The organism is Rhodococcus sp. NPDC054953 (assembly GCF_053609225.1).
The window spans coordinates 31,235-58,232 of sequence record NZ_JBSGXD010000009.1; the positions used below are offsets into that span (position 1 = coordinate 31,235).

The following is a 26,998-nucleotide window of genomic DNA, read 5'->3' on the forward strand; positions in this document are numbered from 1 at the left end:
GGCGGTGTACGGCGCCCATTACGCTGAACACAACGTTGAATCTGAGAACACGCCGAAACCGCATCGCAACTATCCCTTTGCGTGAGGATTACGATGAAGGATTCTTCCTCTGTTGATCCCGGCCGCGACGCAGACTCCTCCGTGTCGGGCGCGTCCGGTGCCTTCCCACTGTCCGCGGTCCAGCGGACGATGTGGTTCTCCCAGCAGCTCAACCCCACCGTGCCGACATTCATCGCGCAGTACGTGGAACTGCACGGGGACATCGACATACCGCTGCTGCGGGAGGCCGCGCTCACCGCGGCGCACGAGTTCCAATCGCCGTTCCTGACGTTGGTCGAGATCGACGGCGAGCCGCGGCAGATCGTGGACCCGTCGATCGACACCCAGATCGGGTTCTTCGACTTCCGCGGCGAACGGGACCCGATGGCCGCGGCGCACGCCTGGATCGACACCGACTACGTGACGCCGATCCGGATCACCAGGGACCGCCTGGTGGAGATGACGATTCTCCAGGTCGGCGACCGCGACTACCTGTGGTACACCAGGATTCACCACGTCGCGCTCGACGGCTACAGCGGCATGACGATGGTCAACCGGATCGCCGCGCTGTACACCGCGGCCGCGAAGGGCGTCGAACCGGAGCCGAGCCGGGCGCTGGACCTGCGTCAGGTGTACGACCTGGACGTCAAGTACCGGGAATCGGGCAGATTCGCCTCCGACCGCGAGTACTGGGCGGAGCACGTGCGCGGCATCGAGAACGGATCCACCCTCGCCGGGCGGGAGGGTCCGGTGTCCGCGCGCAGCCGCCTCGAAAGTGCCGCCCTCTCACCCGAGGGCCTGCACCGCCTCGGCGCGTCCGACGACCGATACGGCGGCACCTCGGCCGCGGTGCTGATCGCCGCGTTCGCGTGCTACCTCTCCCGGATGACCGGGCGCCGCGACGTGCTGGTCAACCTTCCGGTGTCGGCGCGGACCACCGCACCGCTGCAACGCTCCGGCGGCATGCTGGTCAACGTCGCACCGCTGAACATCACCGTCGCCGACGACGACACCGTCGGGACCCTGGTGCAGCGGGTGCAGCTGGAACTGATGGGCGCGCTGCGGCACCAGCGATGCTCGATCGAGGACATCCGCCGCGACGCCGGACTCACCGGCGCCCGCCAGGGCCTGTCCGGACCGATGGTCAACGTGATGCTGTTCCGGCAGGAGATCACCCTCGGGTCGGTGGTCGGGGAGTACCACATCGTCACCTCCGGCCCGGTGCAGGACCTGCTGGTGAACATCTACCAGAGCGGATCGCCCGCCCGGACGCTGGTGGACTTCCGCGGCAACCCGAACCGGTACGGATCGGACGAACTGCACGACCATCACCAGAGCTTCGTCGCCCTCACCGAGGAGTTCCTCGCCGCGGGCCGGGACACCCCGATCACGACGATCCACCCCGAGTCGGCGGCCGTCGGCGCCGAGGCGATGCGGGCGGCCGCCGACGTCGACTTCTGGCGCACCGAGCTGGCCGGGCTGCCCACCGCGCCCACCCTGCCCGGCGTCGACCCCGGCCTGCGGCAACCCGGCTACACCACCACCGAGTTCGATCTCGATCCCGACACCGTCGCCGGGGTGCGCCGCGTCGCCGCGGCGCTGGGCGTTCCCGACGCCGCGGTATGCCACGCCGCCGTTGCGGTCCTCGTCGGACGCCTCACCGGCACCGACGATGTTGCGATCACCACCAACGTCGCCGCGGCGGGCGGCGGTGGCCTCCCGATCCGCACCGTCCTCGATGGGGCCGCCCCGTTCGCCGACCTCGTCAGCGCCGTCGCCGACCGGTATCGCCGCGCCGCCGACCACGGCGGCACGGCAGGCACCCGGATCGCCGCCGACCTCGACCTCCCCACCCTCCCGGTCGCGATCCCCGCGCCCGAATCCGAGCCCGCGCCCGACGACGCCGACCTGGTGCTGCAGTTCCGCGAGCCGACCGCGCCGGACCTGCCCCCGTCGCTGGTCGTGCACCACGCCAACGACGTGGCCGTTCCCGAGGTCGTTGCCGCGCTCGTCGCCCGCCTGGACCGGGTCCTGACCCGCGCCGTCGCCGAACCCGACCGGCCGTGCGGCGACCTGCCGCTGATGTCCGCGACCGAGGCCGGGGCCCTGACCCCGGTGTGGGGTGGTGCGCCAGCCCCGGACCGCACCCTGGCCGGGATCCTGGCGGACGCCGTCGCCGCCGGACCCGACCGGGTCGCCGTCGTCGACGGCGACCGCGCCCTCGACTACCGGGAACTCGACTCCCGGTCCGACACCCTCGCCGCGCTGCTCGCCGCCCGCGGGATGGGGCCGGGTTCCGTCGTCGCGCTGTCGATCGCCCGATCCGTTGACTCGGTGACCGCGGTGTGGGCGGTCGCGAAGACCGGGGCCGCATTCGTTCCGGTGGACCCGAACTATCCGGCGGACCGGATCGAGCACATGCTCACCGACTCCGGCGCCGCCCTCGGACTGACCACGCGGGACCACCGGCGGCAGGTCCCCGACCTGGTCGACTGGCTCGACGTCGACGACCTCGACCGGCTCGCCGCCGCCGCACCCGACAGCCCCGCACCCGACGGCGGCGCGGCGGGACCGCGGCACGGGACCCGCCTCGACGACGCCGCCTACCTGATCTACACGTCCGGCTCGACGGGCGTCCCGAAGGGCGTGGTGGTCACCCACCGGGGTCTGGCGAACCTCGCCGAGGACGTCCAGGAGCGGTTCACGATCACCCCCGACTCCCGCACCCTGCACTTCTCGTCCCCAAGCTTCGACGCGTCGATCCTGGAGCTGCTGCTCGCCGTCGGCGCCGGCGCGACGATGGTGATCGCGCCGCCCGCCATCTACGGCGGCGCCGAGCTCGCCGAGCTGCTGCGCCGCCACCGGGTCACGCACGCGTTCATCACCCCGGCCGCGCTGGCGTCCGTCGACCCGACCGGGCTCGACGCCCTGCGCTGCGTGATCACCGGCGGCGACGTGTGCCCGCCGGAACTGGTCCGGCAGTGGGCTGTCTCACATACCCCGAGTCCGCGAGGAGTGCCCGGCCGGGTGCTGTTCAACGCGTACGGACCGACGGAGTCGACGGTGGTGGCGGGGATCAGCTCCCCGCTCGACCCCGACCGCCCGGTCACCATCGGCGGCCCCTCCCTCGGTAGCGGCTCGATGGTGCTCGACGAGCGGCTGCACCCGGTGCCGGTCGGGGTGACCGGCGAACTGTACGTGACGGGCCCGAGCCTGGCCCGCGGCTACCGGAACCGGCCCGGCACCACCGCCGAACGGTTCGTCGCCGACCCGTTCCGGCCGGGCAGCAGGATGTACCGGACCGGGGACCTGGTGCGGTGGAACCGGTTCGGGGAACTCGAGTACCTGGGCCGCAGCGACTTCCAGATCAAGATCCGCGGATTCCGGATCGAGCTCGGCGAGATCGACTCGGTCCTGCGCGGCGACCCGGCCGTCGCGTTCGCGGTCACCGCCGGGCACGCCCGGCCGTCCGGGGACACGGCACTCGTCGGGTACGTCCTTCCCGCCGACGGCGCGGCGGTCGACACCGCGGCCCTGCTGGCGCGCGCCGCGGACGCCCTGCCCGCGCACATGGTGCCCGCGGCGATCGTCGTCCTCGACCGGGTGCCGCTGACCCCGGCGGGCAAGGTGGATCGACGGGCGCTGCCGGAGCCCCGCTTCGACGCGACCGGCACCGAGTACCGGGAGCCGTCGACGGACACCGAGCGCCGCATCGCGGCCGTGTTCACCGACGTCCTCACCGCCGCCCGGGTCGGCGTCGACGACAGCTTCTTCGACCTCGGCGGCGACTCCCTGATCGCCACCAGGGTGATCGCGCGGACCAACGCCGCGCTCGGCAGTTCGCTGGGGGTGCTGGACCTGTTCGAGGCGCCGACCGTCGCGTTGCTCGCGCGGCGCGCCGGGGAGGCGGGCGGCGCGTCCCGTCCGGAACTGGTGGCGCGGGAGCACGTCGGGCCGGTGCCGGTCTCGATGGCGCAGCAGCGGATGTGGGTGGTCAACCAGCTCGACACGACGTCGGCGGTGTACAACATTCCGATCGCGGTGCGCCTGACCGGCGACCTGGACGTGGCCGCCCTGACCGCCGCGCTCGGGGACGTGGTGCAGCGGCACGCGACGCTGCGGACCGTCTTCCCGAACACCCCGACCGGGCCGGTGCAGCAGGTCCGGTCCGCTGCCGAGTCGACCCCCGACCTGACGCCGGTGGACGTGCCGGTCGACCGGCTGCGCCCGCGGGTGCGGGCGCTGGCAACCGCCGGGTTCGACGTGACCGCCGCCACCCCGCTGCGCGCGACGCTGCTGCGCATCGACCCGACCACGCACGTGCTGGTGCTGGTGGTGCACCACATCGCCGCCGACGGCCTGTCGATGGGGCCGCTGTCCCGGGATGTGCTCGCCGCGTACGCCGCCCGGGTTGCCGGCGCGGCGCCGGACTGGGCGCCGCTGCCGGTGCAGTACGCGGACTACGCGCTGTGGCAGCGGGCCCTGCTCGGGTCCGTCGACGACCCGGACAGCCTGATGTCCCGGCAGCTGCGGTACTGGACCGACGCCCTCGACGGCGCCCCGGAGGTGTTGTCCCTGCCCGCCGACCGGCCGCGGCCCGCGCAGGCGTCGATGCGCGGCGGCACCGTCGACGTCACCGTCGATCCGGTATTGCACCGGCGGCTGCACGCTCTCGCGCACCGGCACGGCACCAGCCTGTTCATGGTGCTGCACGCGGCGCTGGCGGTGCTGCTGTCCCGGTCCAGCGGAGAATCCGACATCTCGATCGGATCGCCGGTGTCGGGGCGGGGGGAGGCGGGCCTCGACGACCTGGTCGGCATGTTCGTCGGCACCCTGGTGCTGCGGGCCCAGGTCGACCCCGCCGAACCGTTCACCGCGCTGCTGGACCGGGTCCGCGCCGGCGACCTGGCCGCGATGGGGCGGACCGACCTACCGTTCGAGATCCTCGTCGACGCGATGCACCCGACCCGGACCACGGCGCACTCGCCGCTGTTCCAGGTGATGCTGGTGCTGCAGGGCGCGGTCGAGGCGCACCTCGAACTGCCCGGCGTCGACGCCGACGTCACCGATGTGGACACCGGCACCGCGAAGTTCGACCTGCAGGTGATCGCCACCGAGCACACCGGCAGCGATGGGGAACCGGGCCCCCTCGACACCCAGTTCGCCTACGCCCGTGACCTTTTCGATCACACCACGATGTCGTCGATGGCCGACCGGTTCGTTCGCGTCCTCGAGGAGGTGGCCGCGGACCCGGAGGCCCTGGTCGGGGACCTGCGGACCGTCGGCGCGGACGAGCGGCGTCGGGTCGTGCAGGACTGGAACGACACCGCCGTCGCCGTCGACGGCGCCCGCACCCTCCCCGAACTGCTCCGGCAGCAGGTAGACCGGACCCCCGACGCGGTCGCGGTGGTCTTCGGGGACCGGTCCTGGACGTACGCCGCGTTCGCGGACCGGGTCGATGCGCTCGCCAGCGTGCTGCGCGCCCGCGGGGTGGGGCCGGAGTCCCGGGTCGCGGTGGCGTTGCGCCGTTCCGACGACCTGCTCCTGGCGATCCACGCGGTGATCCGGGCCGGCGCCGCCTACGTGCCGCTCGACCCGGATCATCCGCCCGCCCGCACCCGGCATGTCCTCGACAGCGCGGCACCGGTGTGCGTGTTGACCGCAGGCGAGCACCGCGGCGTTCTGCCCGACACCGTGGACGTGCTCGACCTCGACACCCTCACCGCACCCGACACCGCCGCCGCCGACTTCCCGGTGCCGCACCCGGACTCGGCCGCCTACGTCATCTACACGTCCGGGTCCACCGGCACCCCGAAGGGGGTCACCGTCACGCACCGGGCGATCGTCAACCGGCTGCGGTGGATGCAGGACGGCTACCCGCTCGACGGGTCCGATGTGGTCCTGCAGAAGACGCCGGTCACCTTCGACGTGTCGGTGTGGGAGTTGTTCTGGCCGCTGATGACCGGTGCCCGGCTGGTGATCGCCGCCCCCGACGGGCACCGCGACCCCGACTACCTGTCCCGGGTCATCGCCGCCGAGCACGTCACCACCGTGCACTTCGTGCCGTCGATGCTGGCGACGTTCCTGTCCGCCGCCCGACCCGAGGAATGTGCGGGGCTGCTGCGGGTGTTCACCAGCGGCGAGGCGCTGCCGCCCGCGACGGCCGAGGTGTTCCGCCGGTTCTGCGGCGCCGCCCTGCACAACCTGTACGGGCCGACGGAGGCGGCGGTCGACGTCACTGCATGGGAGGTGTCCGCCGCCGACACCACCGACATCCCGATCGGGGCGCCGGTGTGGAACACCCGCCTGTACGTGCTCGATTCGCGGCTGCACCCGGTCCCGGTGGGGGTGCGAGGCGAGCTGTACCTGGCGGGCGTGCAGATCGCCCGCGGCTACGTCGGCCGCCCGGACCTGACCTCGGACCGGTTCGTCGCCGACCCGTTCGGCGGCGCGGGCGAGCGGATGTACCGCACCGGCGACGTGGTGCGCTGGCTCGAACGCCCCAGCCGCGCCCCGGGGCACCCCAGCGCGGGCGTCCTCGACTACCTGGGCCGCACCGACTTCCAGGTCAAGCTGCGCGGGCAGCGCATCGAACTCGGCGAGGTCGAGGCCGCCCTCCTCGCGGCGCCCGGCGTCGCGCAGGCGGTGGCCGTCACCCACCACGACGACATCACCGGCGACTCCCTGATCGGGTACGTCGTCGCGGAGCCGGGCGTCGACGTGGACCCGGCGGCGGTGCGGGCGGCGGCGGCCGCCGAGCTGGCCGCGTACATGGTGCCCGCGCAGATCCTCGTCCTCGACGAGTTCCCGCTCGGGCATTCCGGGAAGCTGGACCGCCGGGCGCTGCCCGAACCCGAGTTTGTGCTGGCGTCGGCGGAGTTCGTCGCGCCCCGCAACCCGGTCGAGGAGATCCTCTGCGCCACCATCGCCGACCTGCTGGGCGCCACCCGGGTGGGGGTGCACGACAACTTCTTCGACCTCGGCGGCAACTCGCTGATCGCGGCGCGTCTGGTCGCCCGCGTGAACGGCGCGCTCGGCGCCCGGATCGGGGTGCGGGAGGTGTTCGACGCGCCGACGGTGGCGACGCTGGCGCTGCGGGTCGCGTCCGCGACCGCGGCCGCGGTGGACCGCCCGCCGCTGCGGCCGGAACCGGGGACCGCCCGCCCCGACCCGGCCCCGGTGGCGTTGGCGCAGAAGCGGATGTGGTTCGTCAACCAGTTCGACACCGCATCACCCGCCTACAACATCGCGATGGCGATCCGCCTCGACGGCGACCTGGATGTGCCGGCGCTGACGGCCGCGGTCGCGGACGTGCTGGAACGGCACGAGTCGCTGCGCACCCGGTTCCCGCTCGTCGACGGGGCGCCGGTGCAGCAGGTGCGCCCCACCGACACCGTCACCCCGGATCTGACACCCGAACCGGTCGCCGAGACCGACCTCGAGGGTCGGATCGCCGACCTCACCGGGGTCGGCTTCGACGTCACCGCCGCGCCGCCGCTGCGCGCCCGACTGCTCCGCACCGGCGCCGACCGGCACGTGCTGGTGATCGTCGTCCACCACATCTGCGCGGACGGCTTCTCGATGGCGCCGCTGGCGCGGGACGTGATGGGCGCGTACGGCGCCCGCACGGCGGGACTGGTCCCGCAGTGGGCGCCGCTGCCGGTGCAGTACGCCGACTACGCGTCCTGGCAGCGGCGGGTGCTCGGCGACCAGGACGACCCGCAGTCGCTGATGGCGCGGCAACTGAAGTACTGGACCGCCACCCTCGACGGCCTGCCCGATCTGCTTCCGCTGCCCACCGACCGGCCGCGGCCCGCGACGCAGTCCCTGCACGGCGCCGAATCCCCGTTCCGGATCGACGCCGACCTGCACCGGCGGCTCGTCGCGATCGCCAGGGACCGCGGCACCACCGTGTTTATGGCGATGCACGCCGTCCTCGCGGTGCTGCTCGCCCGGTCGTCGGGGACCTCCGACATCGTCGTCGGCACCCCGATCGCCGGCCGCGGCGAACCCGAACTCGACGACATGGTCGGCATGTTCGTCGGCACCCTGGTGCTGCGCAGCGCGGTGCCGGGGGACCGCTCGTTCACCGACCTGCTCGCGTCGGTGCGGGACCGCGATCTCGAGGCATTCCACCAGTCGGACCTGCCGTTCGAGCGTCTCGTCGACGCGCTCGCCCCCGGCCGCAGCACCGCGCACTCGCCGCTGTTCCAGGTGATGTTCGAGTTCCGCAACAACGAGCGGCCGCACCTCGAACTGCCCGGGCTGACGGTCAGCACGGTCGAGCAGGCCGTCACGATCGCCAACTTCGACCTGCAACTGACCTGCACCGAACAGTTCGACTCGGACGGCGCACCCGCGGGCATCGACGCCGGATTCACCTACGCCACCGACCTGTTCGACCCCGACACCATCGACGAGATGGCGCGCAGGCTGCTGCGCATCCTCGACGGTGTCACCGCCGACCCCGACGCGCCGGTCGGCGACGTCACGGTCCTCGACCCCGACACCGTCACCGCGCTCGCCCCGGTCCGGGGACCCGCCGGGGTGCGGGCCAGCACCCTGCCGGAGCTGCTCGCCGCCGCGGCGGCTGCCAACCCGGACGGGGCCGCGGTGATCGACGCCGACGACACCACCCGCAGCTACCGCGACCTGGACGCCGAATCGAACCGGCTGGCGCGGCTGCTGATCGGTCTCGGCGCGGGCCCGGAAGCGGTGGTGGCGGTCGCGGTGCCCCGCTCGCTGCGGTCCGTGCTCGCGGTGTGGGCGGTCGCGAAGACCGGGGCCGCGTTCGTCCCCGTCGACCCGCACTACCCGCACGACCGGATCCTGCACATGCTTGAGGACTCCGGTGCCGCGATCACCGTCACCCTCGACGCCCACCGCGCCATCGTGCCCGACGGGGTGATCGCCGTCGCCCTCGACGACGCGGCCACCACCGCGGACGTCGCCGCCCGGCCCGCGGCCGCGGTCACCGACGCCGACCGGACGGCCGCGCTGCGCCTCGACCACACCGCCTACCTGATCTACACCTCGGGATCCACCGGCGTCCCGAAGGGGGTGATGGTCACCCACCGGGGGCTGGCGGACTTCGGCGCCGACGAACGCGTCCGGTACGCCGTCACCCCCGACTCCCGCACCCTGCACTTCTCGTCCCCGAGCTTCGACGCGTCGATCCTGGAACTGTTCCTCGCGGTCGGTGCCGCGGCCACGATGGTCGTCGCGCCGCCGCAGGTCGTCGGCGGCGCCGAACTCACCGATCTGCTGCGCCGCCGCCGCGTCACCCACGCGTTCGTCACCCCCGCCGCCCTCGGGTCGGTGGACGCGGACGCGCTGCCGGACCTTCAGTGCGTCGTCACCGGCGGCGACAACTGCCCGCCGGAGCTGGTCCGGCAGTGGGCCGTACCGCACGGAGTGCCCGGCCGGTCGATGTTCAACGCGTACGGCCCGACCGAGGCGACCGTCGTCGCGTCGGTGACCGGCCCGATGCACCCGGACCGGCCGGTGACGATCGGCCGCCCCCCGACCGGCGGCGCGGTCACCGTCCTCGACGACCGGCTGCACCCGGTGCCCGCCGGGGTGACCGGCGAGCTGTACGTCACCGGGCCCGCCGTGGCCCGCGGCTACCGGAACCGGCCCGGCACCACCGCCGAACGGTTCCTCCCCGACCCGTTCGATCCGGGACAGCGGATGTACCGGACCGGGGACCTGGTCCGGTGGAACCGGTCCGGTGAACTGGAATACCTGGGCCGCAGCGACTTCCAGGTGAAGGTCCGCGGGTTCCGGATCGAGCTCGGCGAGATCGAGTCCGCGCTGATGCGGCACGAGTCGGTGGCGCGGGCCGTGGTCACCCCGCACGTCGACGACACGGGCCGCACCCGCCTCGTCGGCTACGTGGTGCCCCGGGCCGACGCCACCGTCGACGCGGGGGAGGTGCTGGCGTTCGCCGAGACACTGCTGGCGCCGTACATGGTGCCCGCCGCGCTGATGGTGCTCGTCGACCTGCCCGTCACCCCGGTCGGCAAGCTCGACCGCCGGGCGCTGCCCGCACCCGACTTCACCGCCCGCGCCGCGACGCACCGCGCCCCGGACGGGCCGGTCGAGACGGTGCTCGCCGGGCTGTTCGCCGAGGTCCTCGGGGCCGACGAAGTCGGGGTCGACGACTCCTTCTTCGCGCTCGGCGGCGACAGCATCATGTCCATCCAGCTCGTCGCCCGCGCCAAGGAGTCGGGCGTCTATCTGTCCCCGCGGGACGTGTTCGAGCACAAGACCGTCGCCGCCCTCGCCGCGGCCGCGGAGACCGGCGACGTCCCGGCGCCCGCGCTCGAGGAACTGCCCGGCGGCGGGGTCGGGGACATGCCGCCGACCCCGATCGTGCGGTGGCTGCTCGAACGCGGCGGCGGCTTCGAGCGGATGTCGCAGCCGACCCTGCTGCGCGCCCCGGCGGGCCTGACCTCCCTGGAACCGCTGATCGCCACGGTCCAGGCGGTCGTGGACCGGCACGACATGCTGCGGGCGCGGCTGCGGATCGTGGACGGGGCCGCCGACGGCGACCCGGTGCTCGAGGTGCGGCCGGTCGGCGCCGTCGACGCCGCGACCTGCGTGCGGCGCGTCGCGGTGCAGGCGGCACCGGGGACCGACGAGTACGCGGCGACGGTCCTCGCCGTCCTCGACGCCGCGCAGGACCGCCTCGACCCGGCGGGCGGGGTGATGCTGCAGGTGGTGTGGCTGGACTCGGCGACCGGGGAGGACCGGCTGCTGGTGGTCGTGCACCACCTCGTCGTCGACGGCGTGTCGTGGCGGGTCCTGGTCCCGGACCTCGCGGTCGCGTGGGCGCACGTGACGGCGGGGCAGGAGCCGGCGCTGGCCCCGGTCGGCACGTCGATGCGCCGGTGGGCGCACGCCCTCGTCGACGCGGCGACCGGCCGCCGCGACGAGTTGGCGTTGTGGCGCGGCATGCACGACGGGCCCGACCCGCTGCTCGGGTCGCGGCCCCTCGACCCCGACGTCGATGTCGAGTCGACGGTCGCGCGGGTGACCGTCGAGGTGCCCCCGGCTGTCAGCGAGGCGGTGCTGACCGCGATCCCGGACACCTATCGGGGCAGTGTCACCGACGGACTGCTCACCGCACTGGCGATGGCGCTGACCCGCTGGCACCGGCGGCACGGCAGGGACGTGGACGCCGACACCCTGATCGGGTTGGAGGGGCACGGCAGGGAGGACCAGGTGGTCGGCGGCGCCGACCTGTCCCGGACCGTCGGCTGGTTCACCACCATCCACCCGCTGCGGCTGCGGCTGCCCGACCTCGACCTCGACGCCGCGTTCGCCGGGGCGGCCGCGGCGGGCGCCGCACTCAAGGCCGTCAAGGAGCAGGTGCTCGCCGTCCCCGACAACGGGGTCGGCTACGGGCTGCTGCGCTACCTGGACCGGGAGGCCGGGGCGGAGCTGCGCGGGCACCGCGCCCCGCAGGTCAGCTTCAACTATCTCGGCCGGTTCGCGACCGACCTCACCGACGACGGCGCGGACGCGATGTGGACCCCGACCGCGGACGTCGACATGCAGCGGGCGCAGGACCACGACCGCCCGGTCGCCGCGGCGCTGGACGTCAACGCCGTCACCACCCTCGTCGACGACCGCCCGGTGCTGCGGGCCACCTGGGCGTACCCGTCGGGGGTCCTCGACGATGCCGACGTCCGGGAGATCGCGGACCTGTGGACGGCCGCGTTGGCCGCGCTCGCCGGCCACGTCGCCGGGCCGGACGCGGGCGGCCTCACCCCCACCGACCTGGACCTGGTCGAGCTCGACCAGCCCGCCATCGACCGGCTCGAACGACGCACCCCGGACCTGCAGGACGTGTGGTCGCTGTCGCCGCTGCAATCCGGGCTGCTGTTCCACGCCGCGAGCGCCAGGGACGGCGAGGACGCGGCCGGCGAGCGCGCCGTCGACTCGTACACGGTGCAGCTGACCCTCGAGGTGCGCGGCGCGGACCCGGCGCGGGTGCGTCGCGCCGGGCAGGCGCTGCTGGACCGGCACCCGAACCTGCGGGTCGCGTTCGTCGCCGACGACACCGGCCGCGCGGTGCAGATCGTGCACCGGCACGTCGACCTGCCGTGGACGGAGATCGACCTGACCGGGCATCCGCCCACCGAGCAGGCCAGGGCGCTGGACCGGCTGATGACCGAGGACCGGGCCCGCGGCTTCGACATGGACACCGCGCCGCTGCTGCGCCTGATGCTGATCCGGCTCGGACCGGACGAGCAGCGGATCGTGCTCACCAACCACCACATCCTGCTCGACGGCTGGTCGATGCCGCTGGTGCTGCGGGACCTGCTGACCCTGTACGTCACCGACGGCGACGACCGGCAGCTGCCCCGGGTCCCGTCCTACCGCGACTACCTCGGGTGGCTGGCCCGCCGCCCGCGGGAGGAGTCCGTGCGCGCCTGGCGGGAGGCGCTGGCCGGGGTCACCGAACCGACCCTGCTCGGGCGGGGCCGCCCCACCGGACCGACCGCCGACGAGGTGCGCATCGACCTCGGCGCCGACACCGCGTCCGCGCTGCGCACCCTGGCCCGCGACCGCGGCACCACCGTGTCGACGATGATCCGCGCCGCATGGGGAATCCTGGTCGGCGAACTGACCGGCCGCGACGATGTCGTCTTCGGCGGCACGGTGGCGGGCCGGCCCCCGCAGGTGCGGGGCATCGAGACGATGGTCGGCCTGTTCATCAACACGCTGCCGGTGCGGGTGACCCTCGACCCACGCGAGACGCTGCTCGAACTGCTCACCCGGCTGCAGGCCGAGCAGGCCGATCTGCTCGACCACCATCATGTCGGCCTGTCCGACATTCAGACCGCGGCCGGTCCCGGCGCCGTCTTCGACACCCTCACCGTCTTCGAGTCGTACCCCGTCGACCGGGACGCGTTGACCGCCGCGACCGACATCGCCGGGATGCACGTGACCGGCATCCACGACACCGCGAACACCGCGCACTACCCGCTCGCGCTGATCGCGTCCGACGACGACGCGCTGACCCTGAAGGTGGAGTACTTCCCGGAACTGTTCGATCATGCACACGTCGAACGACTCGGCCGCCGCGTCGAACGCATCCTCACCACCCTGGTCGCCACCCCCGACCTGCCGCTGGCGCGGCTGCGGCTGCTCACCGCCGACGAGAACGCCGACCTGGTCCCGGCCAGGGGTCTGCCCGCGACCCCCCACCGCACCCTGCCGCGGATCCTCACCGACGCGGCCGCGATCGACCCCGACGCGATCGCGTTGCGCGATCCCGGCGCCGGCGGCGGCCGCTCGGTCAGCTACCGGGACCTCGACGCGACATCGAACCGGCTGGCGCGGCTGCTGATCGCGCGGGGCGCGGGCCCGGGGACGGCCGTCGCGATGGGCCTGGCCCGGTCGGTGGAGTCGGTGACCGCGATCTGGGCGATCGCCAAGTCCGGTGCCGCCTTCGTCCCGGTGGACCCGAACTATCCGCCCGACCGCGTCACCCACATGCTCACCGATTCCGGCGCGGTCCTCGGCATCACCGACACCGCCACCGTGGACCGGCTGCCGGACCGGGTGATCTGGCTGGTCAACGACGGCCCGGACGCGGCCGAGCTGCTCGGCTCGGTGTCCGCCGCCCCGGTCACCGACGCGGACCGCCGGGCGCCGCTGCGCCTCGACGACACCGCGTACGTCATCTACACCTCCGGGTCCACGGGCACCCCGAAGGGGGTGGTGGTGCCGCACCGCGGCCTGGACAACTTCACCCGCGAACTGCAGCACCGGCTGCGCACCCACCAGCACGGGCGCACCCTGCACTTCGCGTCGCCGAGCTTCGACGGCTCGGTCCTGGACTACCTGCTCGCGTTCGGTCCCGGCGCGACGATGGTGATCGCCCCGCCCACCGTGTACGGCGGCGCGGAACTCGCCGACCTGCTCGCGAGCGAGCACGTCACCCATTCGTTCGTGACGACCGCCGGGCTGGAGACGGTCGACCCGGCGGGCCTCGACGAGTTCACCGGTGTCGTGGTCGGCGGCGAGGCCTGCCCGCCGGAACTGGTGACCCGCTGGGTCGAGGCGTCACCGACCCGACGGTTCTTCAACGGCTACGGGCCGACCGAGGCGACGGTCATGGCCGACATCAGCGGCCCGCTGCAGCCCGGCCGACCGGTCGGCATCGGCGGACCGCTGCTCGGGGTGTCCGAGGTGGTGCTCGGGACCCGGCTGCAGCCGGTGCCGCCGGGGGTGCCCGGCGAACTGTACCTGTGCGGTCCCGGCCTGGCCCGCGGCTACCACCATCGGCTCGGGTTCACCGCGGGCCGCTTCGTCGCGAACCCGTTCGGCGGTCCGGGGGAGCGGATGTACCGGACCGGGGACCTGGTGCGTTGGATCCCCGCCGATCCCGCCGAGGCGGGCGACGTGGTCGGGGTGACATCGACGGCGGGGGACCTCATCTACCAGCTGGAGTATCTGGGCCGCACCGACTTCCAGGTGAAGATCCGCGGCTTCCGGATCGAGCTCGGTGAGATCGACTCCGCCGTCGCCGCGCACCCGGACGTCGACTTCGCGGTCACCCTCGCCCACCAGGTGGGGGAGGCCACCCATCTCGTCGCGTACGTCACGACGCACGGCACCCGGCCGTCGGTGGCGGCCCTGCGCGAGTTCGTCCGCGACCGGCTGCCCGCGCACATGGTTCCCGAGACCGTCACGTTCCTCGACGCGATCCCGCTCACCCCGGTCGGGAAGCTGGACCGCTCCGCGCTCCCCGCACCAGATTTTGCTGCCGCACAGTATGTTCCGCCGTCCAGCCCGATCGAACAGACCGTCGCCGATGTCTTCGCCGACGTGCTCGGCGTCGACCGGGTCGGCGCCGACGACGACTTCTTCGACCTCGGCGGCAACTCCCTGATCGCGACCCGGGTCGCGGCCCGGCTCGCCGCGACCCTCGACAGCCCGGTCGGAGTGCGGGCCCTGTTCGAGGCGCGAACGGTGCGGGAGGTCGCGCACCTGATCGCGCACAGCACCGGCGGCGCCGACCGCCCCGCACTCGTCGCCGGGCCCCGGCCGGAGCGAGTGCCGCTGTCCGCCGCGCAGCAGCGGATGTGGTTCCTCAACCAGTTCGACACCGGCTCACCCGCATACAACATTCCGCTCGCCGTCCGCCTGTCCGGCGACCTGGACGTCGATGCGCTCGCGGCAGCGCTGCGCGACGTGCGGGCCCGGCACGAGACCCTGCGCACCGTGTACCCGCTCGGGGCGGACCGCGAGCCCGAACAGGTGGTGCTCGGCGTCGACGACGCCCCCGCCGAGCTACCGGTGCAGCCGGTCACCGAGGAGGACCTCGCCGCGCGGCTCGCCGACTTCGTCGGCGACGGCTTCGACGTGACCGCGGCCGTCCCCGTCCGGGTGGCCCTGTTCGCGGTCGCGCCCACCCCGCTCGAGGACGTACCCACCGAGCACGTCCTCGCGATCGTCGTGCACCACATCTGCGCGGACGGCTTCTCGATGACCCCGCTGGCCAGGGACGTGATGGCCGCGTACGGCGCCCGCGCCGCGGGAACGGCTCCCGGCGGGCAGCCGCTCGCCGTGCAGTTCGCGGACGTCGCGCTGTGGCAGCGGCGGCTGCTCGGCGACCCCGCCGACCCGCAGTCGCGGCACGCCGCCCAACTCGACTTCTGGACCACCGAACTCGCCGGGCTGCCGGAGGTGCTCGCGCTGCCGACGGACCGGCAGCGGCCCGCGCAGCGGACCCTGCGCGGCGGCCGGGTCCCGCTGCGCCTCGACGCCGACACCCACCGCACGCTGGCCGAGCTGGCCCGCACCGGCGGCGCGACGATGTTCATGACGATGCACGCGGCGCTTGCGGTGCTGCTGGCGAAGCTCACCGGCGCCGACGACCTCGCGATCGGCACTCCCGTCGCGGGCCGCGGCGACGCGGCGCTCGACGAGATGGTCGGCATGTTCGTCGGCACCCTGGTGCTCCGCAGCCCGGTCCCCGCCGAGCGCACCTTCCGGGAACTGATCGGGGAGATGCGGGCCCGCGACGTCGCCGCGTTCGAGCACACCGATCTGCCGTTCGAGGTGCTCGTCGACGCGCTCGCACCGGACCGCTCCACCAGCCACACGCCGCTGTTCCAGGTGCTCCTCGAGTTCCAGAACAACGAGCTGCCGACGCTGACGCTGCCCGGGCTGACCGTCACCCCGATCCAGCCCGACCTGCCGGTCGCCAAGTTCGACCTGCAGCTGACCCTCGCCGAGACGTTCACCGAGGACGGCGCCCCGGCGGGCATCACCGGCGCCCTCACCTACGCGAGCGACGTCTTCGACGAGGCGACCGCGGCGTCGATCGTCGACCGCTTCGGGCGGCTGGTGACGGCGCTGCGCGCCCACCCGGACCGGGCGGTGTCCGAGATCGACCTGCGCACCGCCGCCGAGCGGGACGCGATGGCCGCCGACTGGAACCTGCCGGGCAGGCCGACGCCCCGGACCACCCTCGCCGACGCGTTCACCGCCGCCGCGCAGGCCGACCCGGACGCGGCGGCCGTCACCGCAGGCTCTGACACCCTCACCTACCGGGAGCTGCGGGAACGGGCGAACCGGCTGGCCCGGGTGCTGGTCACGGCGGGCGCCGGCCCGGACACCCTGGTCGCGGTCGCGCTGCCCCGCGGCATCGACCTGGTCGTCGCGCTGCTCGCGGTGATCGAGTCCGGCGCCGGATACCTGCCGCTGGACGTCAGCTACCCGCCGGACCGGCTGGCATTCATGCTCGCCGACGCCGCGCCGGTGTGCACCCTGACGGCGTCCACCGACCTGGACCGGCTGCCCACGGGCGACGTCCCGACCCTGCTGCTCGACGACCCCGCGGTGGCGGCCCGGGTGGCCGCCGCGTCCGCGGACCCGGTCACCGACGCCGACCGCCGCGCACCCCTGGCCCCGGAGTCCATCGCCTACGTCATCTACACCTCCGGGTCCACCGGCCGCCCCAAGGGTGTCCTCGTTCCGCACGCCGCCGTGCTCACCCTGTTCGAGAACACCCGCGACAGCTTCGGTTTCGGGCCGACGGACGTGTGGACGATGTTCCACTCCTTCGCCTTCGACTTCTCGGTGTGGGAACTGTGGGGTCCGCTGCTGCACGGCGGCAGGCTCGTCGTCGTCGACCACGACACCGCCCGCTCCCCGGAGCGGTTCCTCGACCTGCTCGAGCGGGAACGGGTCACGGTCCTGAACCAGACCCCGACCGCGTTCTACCAACTCGCGGAGGCGGACCGGACCGTCGGCGGCGCCGACACGGGGGCGGACGGCGGTGCCGACCTGCTGTCGGGCCTGCGGTACGTGATCTTCGGCGGGGAGGCCCTCGACTTCGCGCAGCTGCGTCGCTGGTACGCCCGGCACGGAGCGGCACAGCCGGAACTGGTGAACATGTACGGGATCACCGAGACCACCGTGCACGTGACCCGGCTGCCGCTGACCCCGGCGCTCGCCGCGGCGTCCTCGGCGAGCGTCGTCGGACGCGCGATCCCCGGCCTGCGGGTGACCATCCTGGACCGGCGGCTGCGCCCGGTGCCGCCGGGCGTCGTCGGGGAGATGTACGTCGCGGGCGATCAGCTCACCCGCGGGTATCTCGGCCGCCCGGAGCTGACCGCGGGACGGTTCGTCGCCGACCCGGCCGGGACGCCGGGCACCCGGATGTACCGGACCGGCGACCTGGCGCGCTGGAGCCGCGGCGGCGAACTCGAATACCTGGGCCGCAGCGACATGCAGGTGAAGATCCGTGGCTTCCGGATCGAGCTGGGGGAGATCGAGGCCGAGATGCTCCGCGTCCCCGGCGTCGCCGCCGCGGTCGCCTCGGTCCACGACGACGGCGCGGGCCGGACCCGGCTCGTCGGCTACGCGGTTCCCGAGCCGGGCACCACCCTGGACCGCGCCGTGCTGCGCGAACACCTCGCCGCCGAACTCGCGTCGCACATGGTGCCCGCCGCGTTCGTCGCGCTGGACCGGCTGCCGCTGACCGCGAACGGGAAGCTGGACCGCAAGGCCCTGCCGGAACCGGACTTCGGCGCCCTCGCTGGCGCGGGCCGGGCCCCGGCCAGCGGCACCGAGGCGACCCTCGCCGACCTGTTCGCGGAGGTCCTCGGGACCGGGGATGTCGGGGTCGACGACTCGTTCTTCGCGCTCGGCGGCGACAGCATCATGTCGATCCAGCTGGTCGCCCGGGCGAAGGACGCCGGGCTGACGTTGACGCCGCGCCAGGTGTTCGAGCACCGGACGGTGGCGGCGCTCGCGGAGGTCGCGGAGCTCGCGTCCGCGGACGACGGCGCGGTGCTCGCGGAGCTGCCCGGCGGCGGGATCGGCGCGTTCCCGGCGACCCCGATCACCCGGTGGTTCCTCGACCGGGCCAGCGGCACCGCCGATCTGGGTCGGTACACCCAGACGGCGCTGCTGACGCTGCCCCCGGACGCGACCGGGGAGCGGCTCGAGCGGGTCCTCGGCGCGGTGCTCGACCGGCACGACATGCTGCGGGCCCGGCTCGACCGGGCGACCGGCACCGTCGTGGTGCCGGAGCCGGCGACCGTCGACCCCGCCACGCTGGTGACCCGGGTGCCCGTCGACGCCGTCACCGGCCCCGGCTTCGAATCGGGCGCGGCGCTGGCGCTGCGCGACGCCGCCGGGCGGCTGGACCCGGAACGCGGCATCGTGCTGCGGGCGGTGTGGTTCGACCCGCCGACCGGCGCCGGGCGGCTGCTGCTCGTCGTGCACCACCTGGCCGTGGACGGTGTGTCGTGGCGGGTGCTGGTCCCGGACCTGGCGATCGCGTGGTCGCAGCTCGCCGCCGGGACGGAACCGGACCTGGCCCCGACCGGCACGTCGATGCGGACCTGGGCGCACGCCCTCGCCGGCACCGACCACAGCGCTGAACTCGACCACTGGGCGTCGGTGCTCGCCGGACCGGACCCGCTGCTCGGTGCCCGCGCCATCGACCCGGCCGTCGACGTGGCCGCCACCACCCGGCGGGTCCGGGTGCAGGTGCCGCCGGACGTCACCGAGGCGCTGCTGACCGCGGTCCCGGAATCGTTCCACGGCAGCGTCAACGACGGCCTGCTGACCGGGCTCGCGTTGGCGTTGACCCGCTGGCGCGCGGACCGCGGCCAGTTCCACGCCGACGCACTGATCACCCTCGAGGGCCACGGCCGCGAGGAGGACGCCGTCGGCGCCGGGTCGGCGGGCAGCGCGGACCTGGCCAGGACCGTCGGCTGGTTCACCACCATGTTCCCGGTCCGCCTCGACCTCACCGGCATCGACCTGGACGAGGCATTCGACGCGGGCCCCGCCGCGGGCGCCGCGATCAAGGCCGTCAAGGAACAGCTGCTCGCCGTCCCCGGGCATGGCATCGGCTTCGGGATGCTGCGGTACCCGGCGGCCGGCGACTCGCCGCTGGCCGACGCCCGGACCCCGCAGGTCGGCTTCAACTACCTGGGCAGGCTCGGCGGCGGCGCGAGCACCGACACCGACGACGGCTGGATGCCGGTCTCCGACGTCGACCTGGACGACGCCCCGAACCCCGCCCTGCCCGTCGCGAACGTCCTCGACGTCAACGCCGTCACCCTCGCCGGTCCCGACGGCCCCCGCCTGCGCGCCACCTGGGACTTCCCGTCCGGGGTGCTGTCGGCGGAGGAGGTCACCCTGCTCGCCGACCTGTGGGTGCAGGCGCTGACCGCCGTCGCCCGGCACGCCACCGACCCCGCCGCCGGCGGCCTCACCCCGTCCGACGTGCCACTCGTCGACCTGGACCAGCCCACCATCGACCGGCTCGAGCGCCGCTACCCGCAGCTGACGGAGATCTGGTCGCTCGGGCCGCTGCAGGCCGGGCTGCTGTTCCAGGCCCGGCTCACCGAGCACACCGTCGACCCCTATGTCGTGCAGCTGACCCTGGACCTGCGGGGCACCGTCGACGCCGACCGGCTGCGCCGCGCTGGCGAGGCGCTGCTGCAGCGGCACCCGAACCTGCGGGCCGCGTTCGAGGTGGAACCGGACGGCACCGCCGTCCAGGTGGTGCCCGCGCGGGCCGCGCTGCCGTGGCGGGTCGTCGACCTGTCCACGATGCGCCGCGGCGTCGCCGAGGCCGAATTCGTCCGGATCCTCGACACCGACCGCACCACCGGCTTCGACATGACCGCGCCGCCGCTGCTGCGGATGCTGCTGGTGACCATCGCGCCGGGGGAGTACCGGCTGGTCCTGACCAACCACCACATCCTGCTCGACGGCTGGTCCACCCCACTGATCCTGCGGGACCTGCTCACCCTGTACGCCACCGACGGCGACGCGTCGGTGCTGCCGCGGGTGCGGCACTACCGGGACTACCTGCACTGGCTCGCCCGCCGCGACCGGTCCGGGTCCGAGCAGGTGTGGCGCGACTACCTCGGCGACCTGGGGGATCCGACGCTGCTCGCGCCGACCGCGCCGGGGCAGCCCGCCCCCGCCGGGTCCCGCGAGTACTCCCTGCGGCTGCCCGCCGAGGACACCGCGGCGCTGCACGAAACGGCCCGCGCCTGCGGCGTCACCGTCAACACCGTCGTGCAGGCCGCGTGGGGCGTCGTGCTCGGCGCGCTGACCGGCCGCGACGACGTCGTGTTCGGTGCCACCGTCTCCGGGCGGCCGCCGCAGATCCCCGGCATCGAGGAGATGGTGGGCCTGTTCATCACCACCATCCCGGTGCGGGTGACCCTGCGCCCCGGCGACACCCTCGCCGAGCTGCTCGAGACCCTCCAGGCCGAGCAGGCCGGCCTGCTCGACCACCACCTGCTCGGGCTGCCCGCCATCGCGCAGGCCGCGGGCCCCGGGTCGGTGTTCGACACCCTCACCGTCTTCGAGTCGTATCCCGTCGACCGGGCCGGGTTGAGCGAGGACACCGACATCGCCGGGATGCGGGTGGCCGGTGTCGACGGCCGCGACTCCGCGCACTACCCGCTGGCGCTGGTGGCCTCCGAAACCGACAGCCTGAACCTGAAATTCGAGTACTCCGACGCGTTCGGCCGCGGCGAGGTCGCGGTGATCGCGGACCGGGTGCACCGGGTGCTGCGACTGTTCGCGCTGCACCCCGACACCGGCGTCGCGCAGGCCCACGCCCTCGACGCGGTCGAGCTCGCCGAACTGCTGCCGGTGTCCGGGCCGACCGGCCGCTCGGTGCGCACCCTGCCGCAGATCCTCGCCGACGCGGCGGCCCTCGACCCGGACGCCGCCGCCCTGAGCTACGAGGGGCACACCACCACCTACCGCGACCTCGACCTCGAGTCGAACCGGTTGGCGCGGGTCCTGATCGGGCTCGGCGCCGGACCGGAGTCGTTCGTCGCGGTCGGCATCGCGCGGTCCCCGTCGTCGGTGCTGTGCATGTGGGCGGTCGCGAAGACCGGCGCCGCGTTCGTGCCGGTGGACCCGAACTATCCGCCGGAGCGGATCACCCACATGCTCACCGACTCCGGTGCCACCGTCGGCCTCGCGCTGACCGCGCACCGCGGCACCCTGCCCGAGTCGGTGCCGTGGCTGTACCTCGACTCCGACGCGGTCGCCGACCGGTGCGCCGCCGAGTCCGACGCCCCGGTCACCGACGCCGACCGGCGCGCCCCGATCGCCCTCGCGAACGCCGCCTACCTGGTGTACACGTCCGGCTCGACCGGCACCCCGAAGGGTGTCGTGGTCACCCACACCGGCCTCGACAACTTCGCCCGCGACCAGCTCGACCGGTTCGCCGCGGCGCCGGGATCGAGGACCCTGCACTTCTCGACGCCGAGCTTCGACGGCTCCGTGTTCGAGTACCTGCAGGCGTTCGGGGCGGGCGCGACGATGGTCCTCGCCCCGCCGACCGTCTACGGCGGCACCGAGCTCGCGCAGCTGATCAAGGCGGAACGGATCACCCACGCGTTCGTCACCACCGCCGCCCTGGCCACCGTCGACCCCGACGGGCTCGGCGAGTTCACGCACGTGGTGTTCGGCGGCGAGGCCTGCCCGCCGGACCTGGTCACCCGCTGGGCACCGGAGCGGTTGCTGCACAACGCGTACGGCCCCACCGAGACGACGGTGATGTCGAACATCAGCGACCCGATGTCCCCGGATCGGCCGATCACCCTCGGCGGCCCGATCCGCGGCGTGCAGGAACTGGTGCTCGGCGCGCACCTGCAACCGGTGCCGGTGGGCGCGCCGGGCGAGCTGTACATCTGCGGACTCGGGCTGGCCCGCGGCTACCACGACCGGCCCGGGTTCACCGCGGGACGGTTCGTCGCCAACCCGTACGCCCCCGGCGAGCGGATGTACCGCACCGGCGACATCGTCCGCTGGACGCGCAGCGTCGGCACCGGCGACTACACCCTCGAATACCTGGGCCGCAGCGACTTCCAGGTGAAGATCCGCGGCTTCCGGATCGAACTCGGCGAAATCGACGCCGCGATCATGGCGCACCCGGGCGTCGGGTTCGCGGTGACCGTCGCGGTGCCCGGCCCGTCCGGGGACACCGCCCTCGCCAGCTACGTGATGCCCGCGACCGGGCACCGCCTCGACCCCGCCGACCTGACCGCCGGACTCGCGCACCGCCTGCCCGCGCACCTGGTGCCCGCCGCGATCACCGTCCTCGACGAGATCCCGCTGACCCCGGTCGGCAAGCTGGACCGGGCGGCGCTGCCCCGGCCGGAATTCACGACCACCACCGGCGGGTACGTCGCCCCGACCACCCCCCTTGAGCGGTCCATCGCGGACGTGTTCGCCGACGTCCTCGGCGTGGACCGGGTCGGCATCGACGACGACTTCTTCGAGGTCGGCGGCAACTCCCTGATCGCGACGCGGGTCACCGCCCGCCTCGCGAGCGCCGTCGGCGCCACGGTCGCGGTCCGGGCCCTGTTCGAGGCGCCCACCGTCCGGGCCCTCGCCGCCCACATCGACGCGGGCGACCGCGACCGCGCCCGGCCCGCGCTGACCGCGGGCCCCCGCCCCGACCACATCCCGATCTCCCTCGCGCAGCAGCGGATGTGGTTCCTCAACCAGTTCGACACCACCTCACCGGCGTACAACATTCCGCTCGCCGTCCGGTTGACCGGCACCCTCGACGTCGCGGCGCTGCGCGCGGCGGTCACCGACGTGCTGGACCGGCACGAGTCGCTGCGCACCCTGTTCCCGGTCGTCGACGGCAGGCCGACGCAACGCATCGTCGGGACCGATGCGGCGCTGACCGAGTTCAGCCTGGAGACCTCGACACCGGGCGACCTCCCGTCGCGGATCACCGAATTCGCGGCCAGGGGCTTCGACGTCGGTGCCGCGGTCCCGGTCCGCGCCGCGCTGTACACCCTCGCCCCGCACGACCACGCCCTGGTCGTGGTCGTGCACCACATCAGCGCCGACGGCGTCTCGCTCGCCACCCTGGCCCGGGACGTGATGTCCGCGTATGTCGCCCGCAGCGCGGGCCGGGCCCCGGCGTGGGCGCCGCTGCCCGCGCAGTACGCCGACTACACGCTCTGGCAGCATCGCGTCCTCGGCTCCGAGGACGACGAGCAGTCGCTGCTCGCCCGGCAGTGGCGGTTCTGGCGGGACGCGCTCGACGGCCTGCCGGACGTGATCGCGTTGCCCGCGGACCGGCCGCGGCCGCTGCAGCAGACGATGCGCGGGGACCGGGTCGAGTTCGCGGTGCCCGCCGACCTGCACCGCGCGGTCACCGACCTGGCCCGCGGCGAGGGCGCGACGGTGTTCATGGCCGTGCACGCCGCCTACGCGCTGATGCTGGCCCGGCTCGGCGACACCGACGACATCGCGATCGGGACCCCGATCGCGGGCCGCGGCGACGCCGCGCTCGACGAGATGATCGGCATGTTCGTCGGCACCCTCGTGCTGCGTTCCCGGATCGACGCTGCGGAGTCGTTCACCGACTTCCTCGCCCGCGTCAAGGACTTCGACCTCGACGCGTTCGCCAACGCGGACCTGCCCTTCGAGCTGCTGGTGGAGAAGCTGAACCCGCCCCGGTCCACGTCCTATTCGCCGGTGTTCCAGGTGTCCCTCGAGTTCCAGAACGCCGAGACCCCGCACCTGGAGCTGCCCGGGCTGACCGCGGAGGCGATGGACCTGTCCACCCGGGTCGCGAAGGAGGACCTGGAGCTGATCCTCGCCGAACGGTTCGACGACGACGGCACCCCGGACGGCATGACCGCGGCGTTCGACTACGCCACCGACCTGTTCGACCCGGCGACGGTGCGCGCGCTCGCGGACCGGTTCCTGCGGATCCTGCGCGCGGTCACCGCCGACCCGGCCTGCCCGGTCGGCGACGTCGGCCTGCTCGGCGCCGTCGAACTGGCCGAGTACGCGCCCGCGCACGGGCGGACCGGCGGCACCCCCCGGCTGTGGCCGGACCTGCTCGCCGACGCGGCCGCCGTCGACCCCGATGCCGTCGCGTTGACGTTCCGGGACCGCCGGGTCAGCTACCGGGAACTCGACGAGCGGTCCAACCGTCTCGCCCGGGCCCTGATCGCCCGCGGCGTCGGGCCGGAGACGTTCGTCGCGCTCGGGCTGTCCCGGTCGCTGGAGGAGGTGCTCGCGATCTGGGCGGTCGCGAAGGCCGGTGCCGGCTTCGTCCCGGTGGACCCGACGTACCCGACGGACCGGATCGAGTACATGCTGCGGGACTCCGCCGCGGTCCTCGGCCTGACCGTCCCCGACCACCGCGACGGGCTCCCCGACACGGTGTCGTGGCTGGTCCACGACGACGCGCTGCGCCGGGAGCTGGGCGCCCTGTCCGCGGACCCGGTCACCGACGCCGACCGCGTCGCCCCGCTGCACCTGGCGCACCCGGCGTACCTGATCTACACGTCCGGGTCCACCGGCCTGCCCAAGGGTGTCATCGTCACCCACCGCGGCATCGCCAACCTGACGGCCGAGGAACACGACCGGTTCCGGGTGACACCGGACTCCCGGGTCTCGCACCTCGCCTCGCCCAGCTTCGACGCCTCCGTGTTCGAGTTGATGATGGCGTTCGGTGCTGGCGCGCACGTGGTGATCGTGCCGCCCACCGTGTTCGGCGGCACCGAGCTGGCGGACCTGCTGCGCCGCGAACGGGTCACGCACGCGTTCATCACCCCGACCGCGCTGGCGTCGATGGACGACGACGGGCTCGACGACCTCGCCGTGCTCGCCGTCGCCGGCGAGGCCTGCCCGCCCGAACTGGTCGCCAAGTGGGCCCGGAACCGGCACATGTTCAACGGCTACGGCCCCACCGAGACCACCATTCAGGCCAGCGTCAGCGAACCGATGAGCGCCGACCGGGCCGTCGACATCGGCCGCCCCGCGATCGGGTTCGAGGAGATGATCCTCGACACCCGGCTGCACCCGGTCCCGGTGGGGGTGCCCGGCGAGCTGTACATCGCCGGGCCGGGCCTGGCCCGCGGCTACCACCATCGCCCCGGGCTGACCGCGGGCCGGTTCGTCGCCAACCCGTTCGGCGAACCCGGCACCGGGATGTACCGCACCGGCGACGTCGTCCGGTGGCGGGCCGTGCCCGACCGCCCGGCGACCGACGGCACGGCCGGGGCCGACGGGGCGACTAGGTACGTGGTGGAGTATCTGGGCCGCAGCGACTTCCAGGTGAAGGTGCGCGGGTTCCGGATCGAGCTCGGCGAGATCGACACCGTCCTGTCCGGGCATCCGGCGGTCGGCTTCGCCGCCACCCTCGGCTACACCGGACCGTCCGGCGCGACGATGCTCGCCGCGTACGTCGTCGGCGTCGACGGCCTGCGCCCGGACCCGGGGGAGCTGCGCGCCTACACCGCGGCGCGGCTGCCCGCGCACATGGTGCCCGCCGCCGTCACCGTCCTGGACCGGGTCCCGATGACCCCGGTCGGCAAGCTGGACCGTCGCGCGCTGCCCGCGCCGGAGTTCGGCTCCCGCACCGACCTGTACCAGCCGCCCGCCACCGCAACCGAACGCGCCGTCGTCCGGATCTTCGAGGAGGTTCTCGAGGTCGAGCGGGTGGGGGCGGTGGACAGCTTCTTCGACCTCGGTGGCAACTCGATCGTCGCGACCCGCCTGGTCGCGGAGATCCAGTCCCGGCTCGGTGTGCGGTTGCCGCTGCAGGCGGTGTTCCTGGACCCGACGCCGCGCGGGATCGCGCTCGCCGTCGACGAACCCGGCGGTTCCGCTCCCGTCGACCGGGCCCTCAGCGTGCTGATTCCGCTGCGCACCCAGGGCAGCAAGGCACCCCTGTTCTGCATCCATCCCGGGATCGGGCTGTCCTGGGGCTACTCCGGGCTGATGCGGCACCTGTCCGCGGACCGCCCCGCGTACGGGTTGCAGCTGCCCGTCCTCAGCGGCGGACCGCACATCACCTCGGTCACCGACCTCGCGGCCCGCTACGTGCGGGAGCTGCAGGAGGTGCAGCCGCACGGGCCGTACCACCTGCTCGGCTGGTCCCTCGGCGGGGTGATCGCGCACGCGGTCGCGGTCGAACTCCGCTCGCGCGGTGAGGAGGTGGCGACGCTGGCGATCATGGACAGCTACGTCGAGGCCGACGACGACACCCCCGACACCCTCACCGTCGGGGAACTGCTGCACGGCCTCGGCATCGAGGACCTGCCCGCGGGCGACGACGACCTGACCTACGAGCGGGCGGTCGAGCTGCTCGACGAATCGTTCGGACAGGACACCGGCCTGACCGCGGAGCACCTGCAGCGGATCAACGCCGGATTCACCGACTCGACGCGCCTGATGCGGGCGTTCCGGCCCGACGTGTTCGACGGCGACCTGCTGTTCTTCCGCGCGGGCCGGTCCGCGACCGGGGACCACTCGCCGCAGGAGTGGCGCGGCGCCGTCACCGGCGGCATCCGGGAGGTCGAGGTGGACTGCGAGCACAACCAGATGATCGAACCGGAGGTCCTCGCCGTCGTCGGGCCCGTCCTCGACGAGTATCTGGCGACGCACCACGCGCCGTGACGACACG

Annotated in this window: 1 protein-coding gene; it reads left to right on the forward strand. The window is 73.8% G+C overall.

Going from position 1 to position 26,998, the window contains the following annotated elements; all coding sequences use genetic code 11:
• Positions 1-93: 93 nt before the first annotated feature.
• Entirely contained in the window at positions 94-26,991 is a 26,898-nt protein-coding gene (locus ACWF62_RS08725) for a non-ribosomal peptide synthase/polyketide synthase (protein ID WP_452629846.1), read from the forward strand.
• Positions 26,992-26,998 lie beyond the last annotated feature (7 nt).

Bases quoted from the DNA above. Each gene is read 5' to 3' on its own strand.
- ACWF62_RS08725 (WP_452629846.1), top strand. From the start codon at position 94: ATGAAGGATTCTTCCTCTGTTGATCCCGGCCGCGACGCAGACTCCTCC.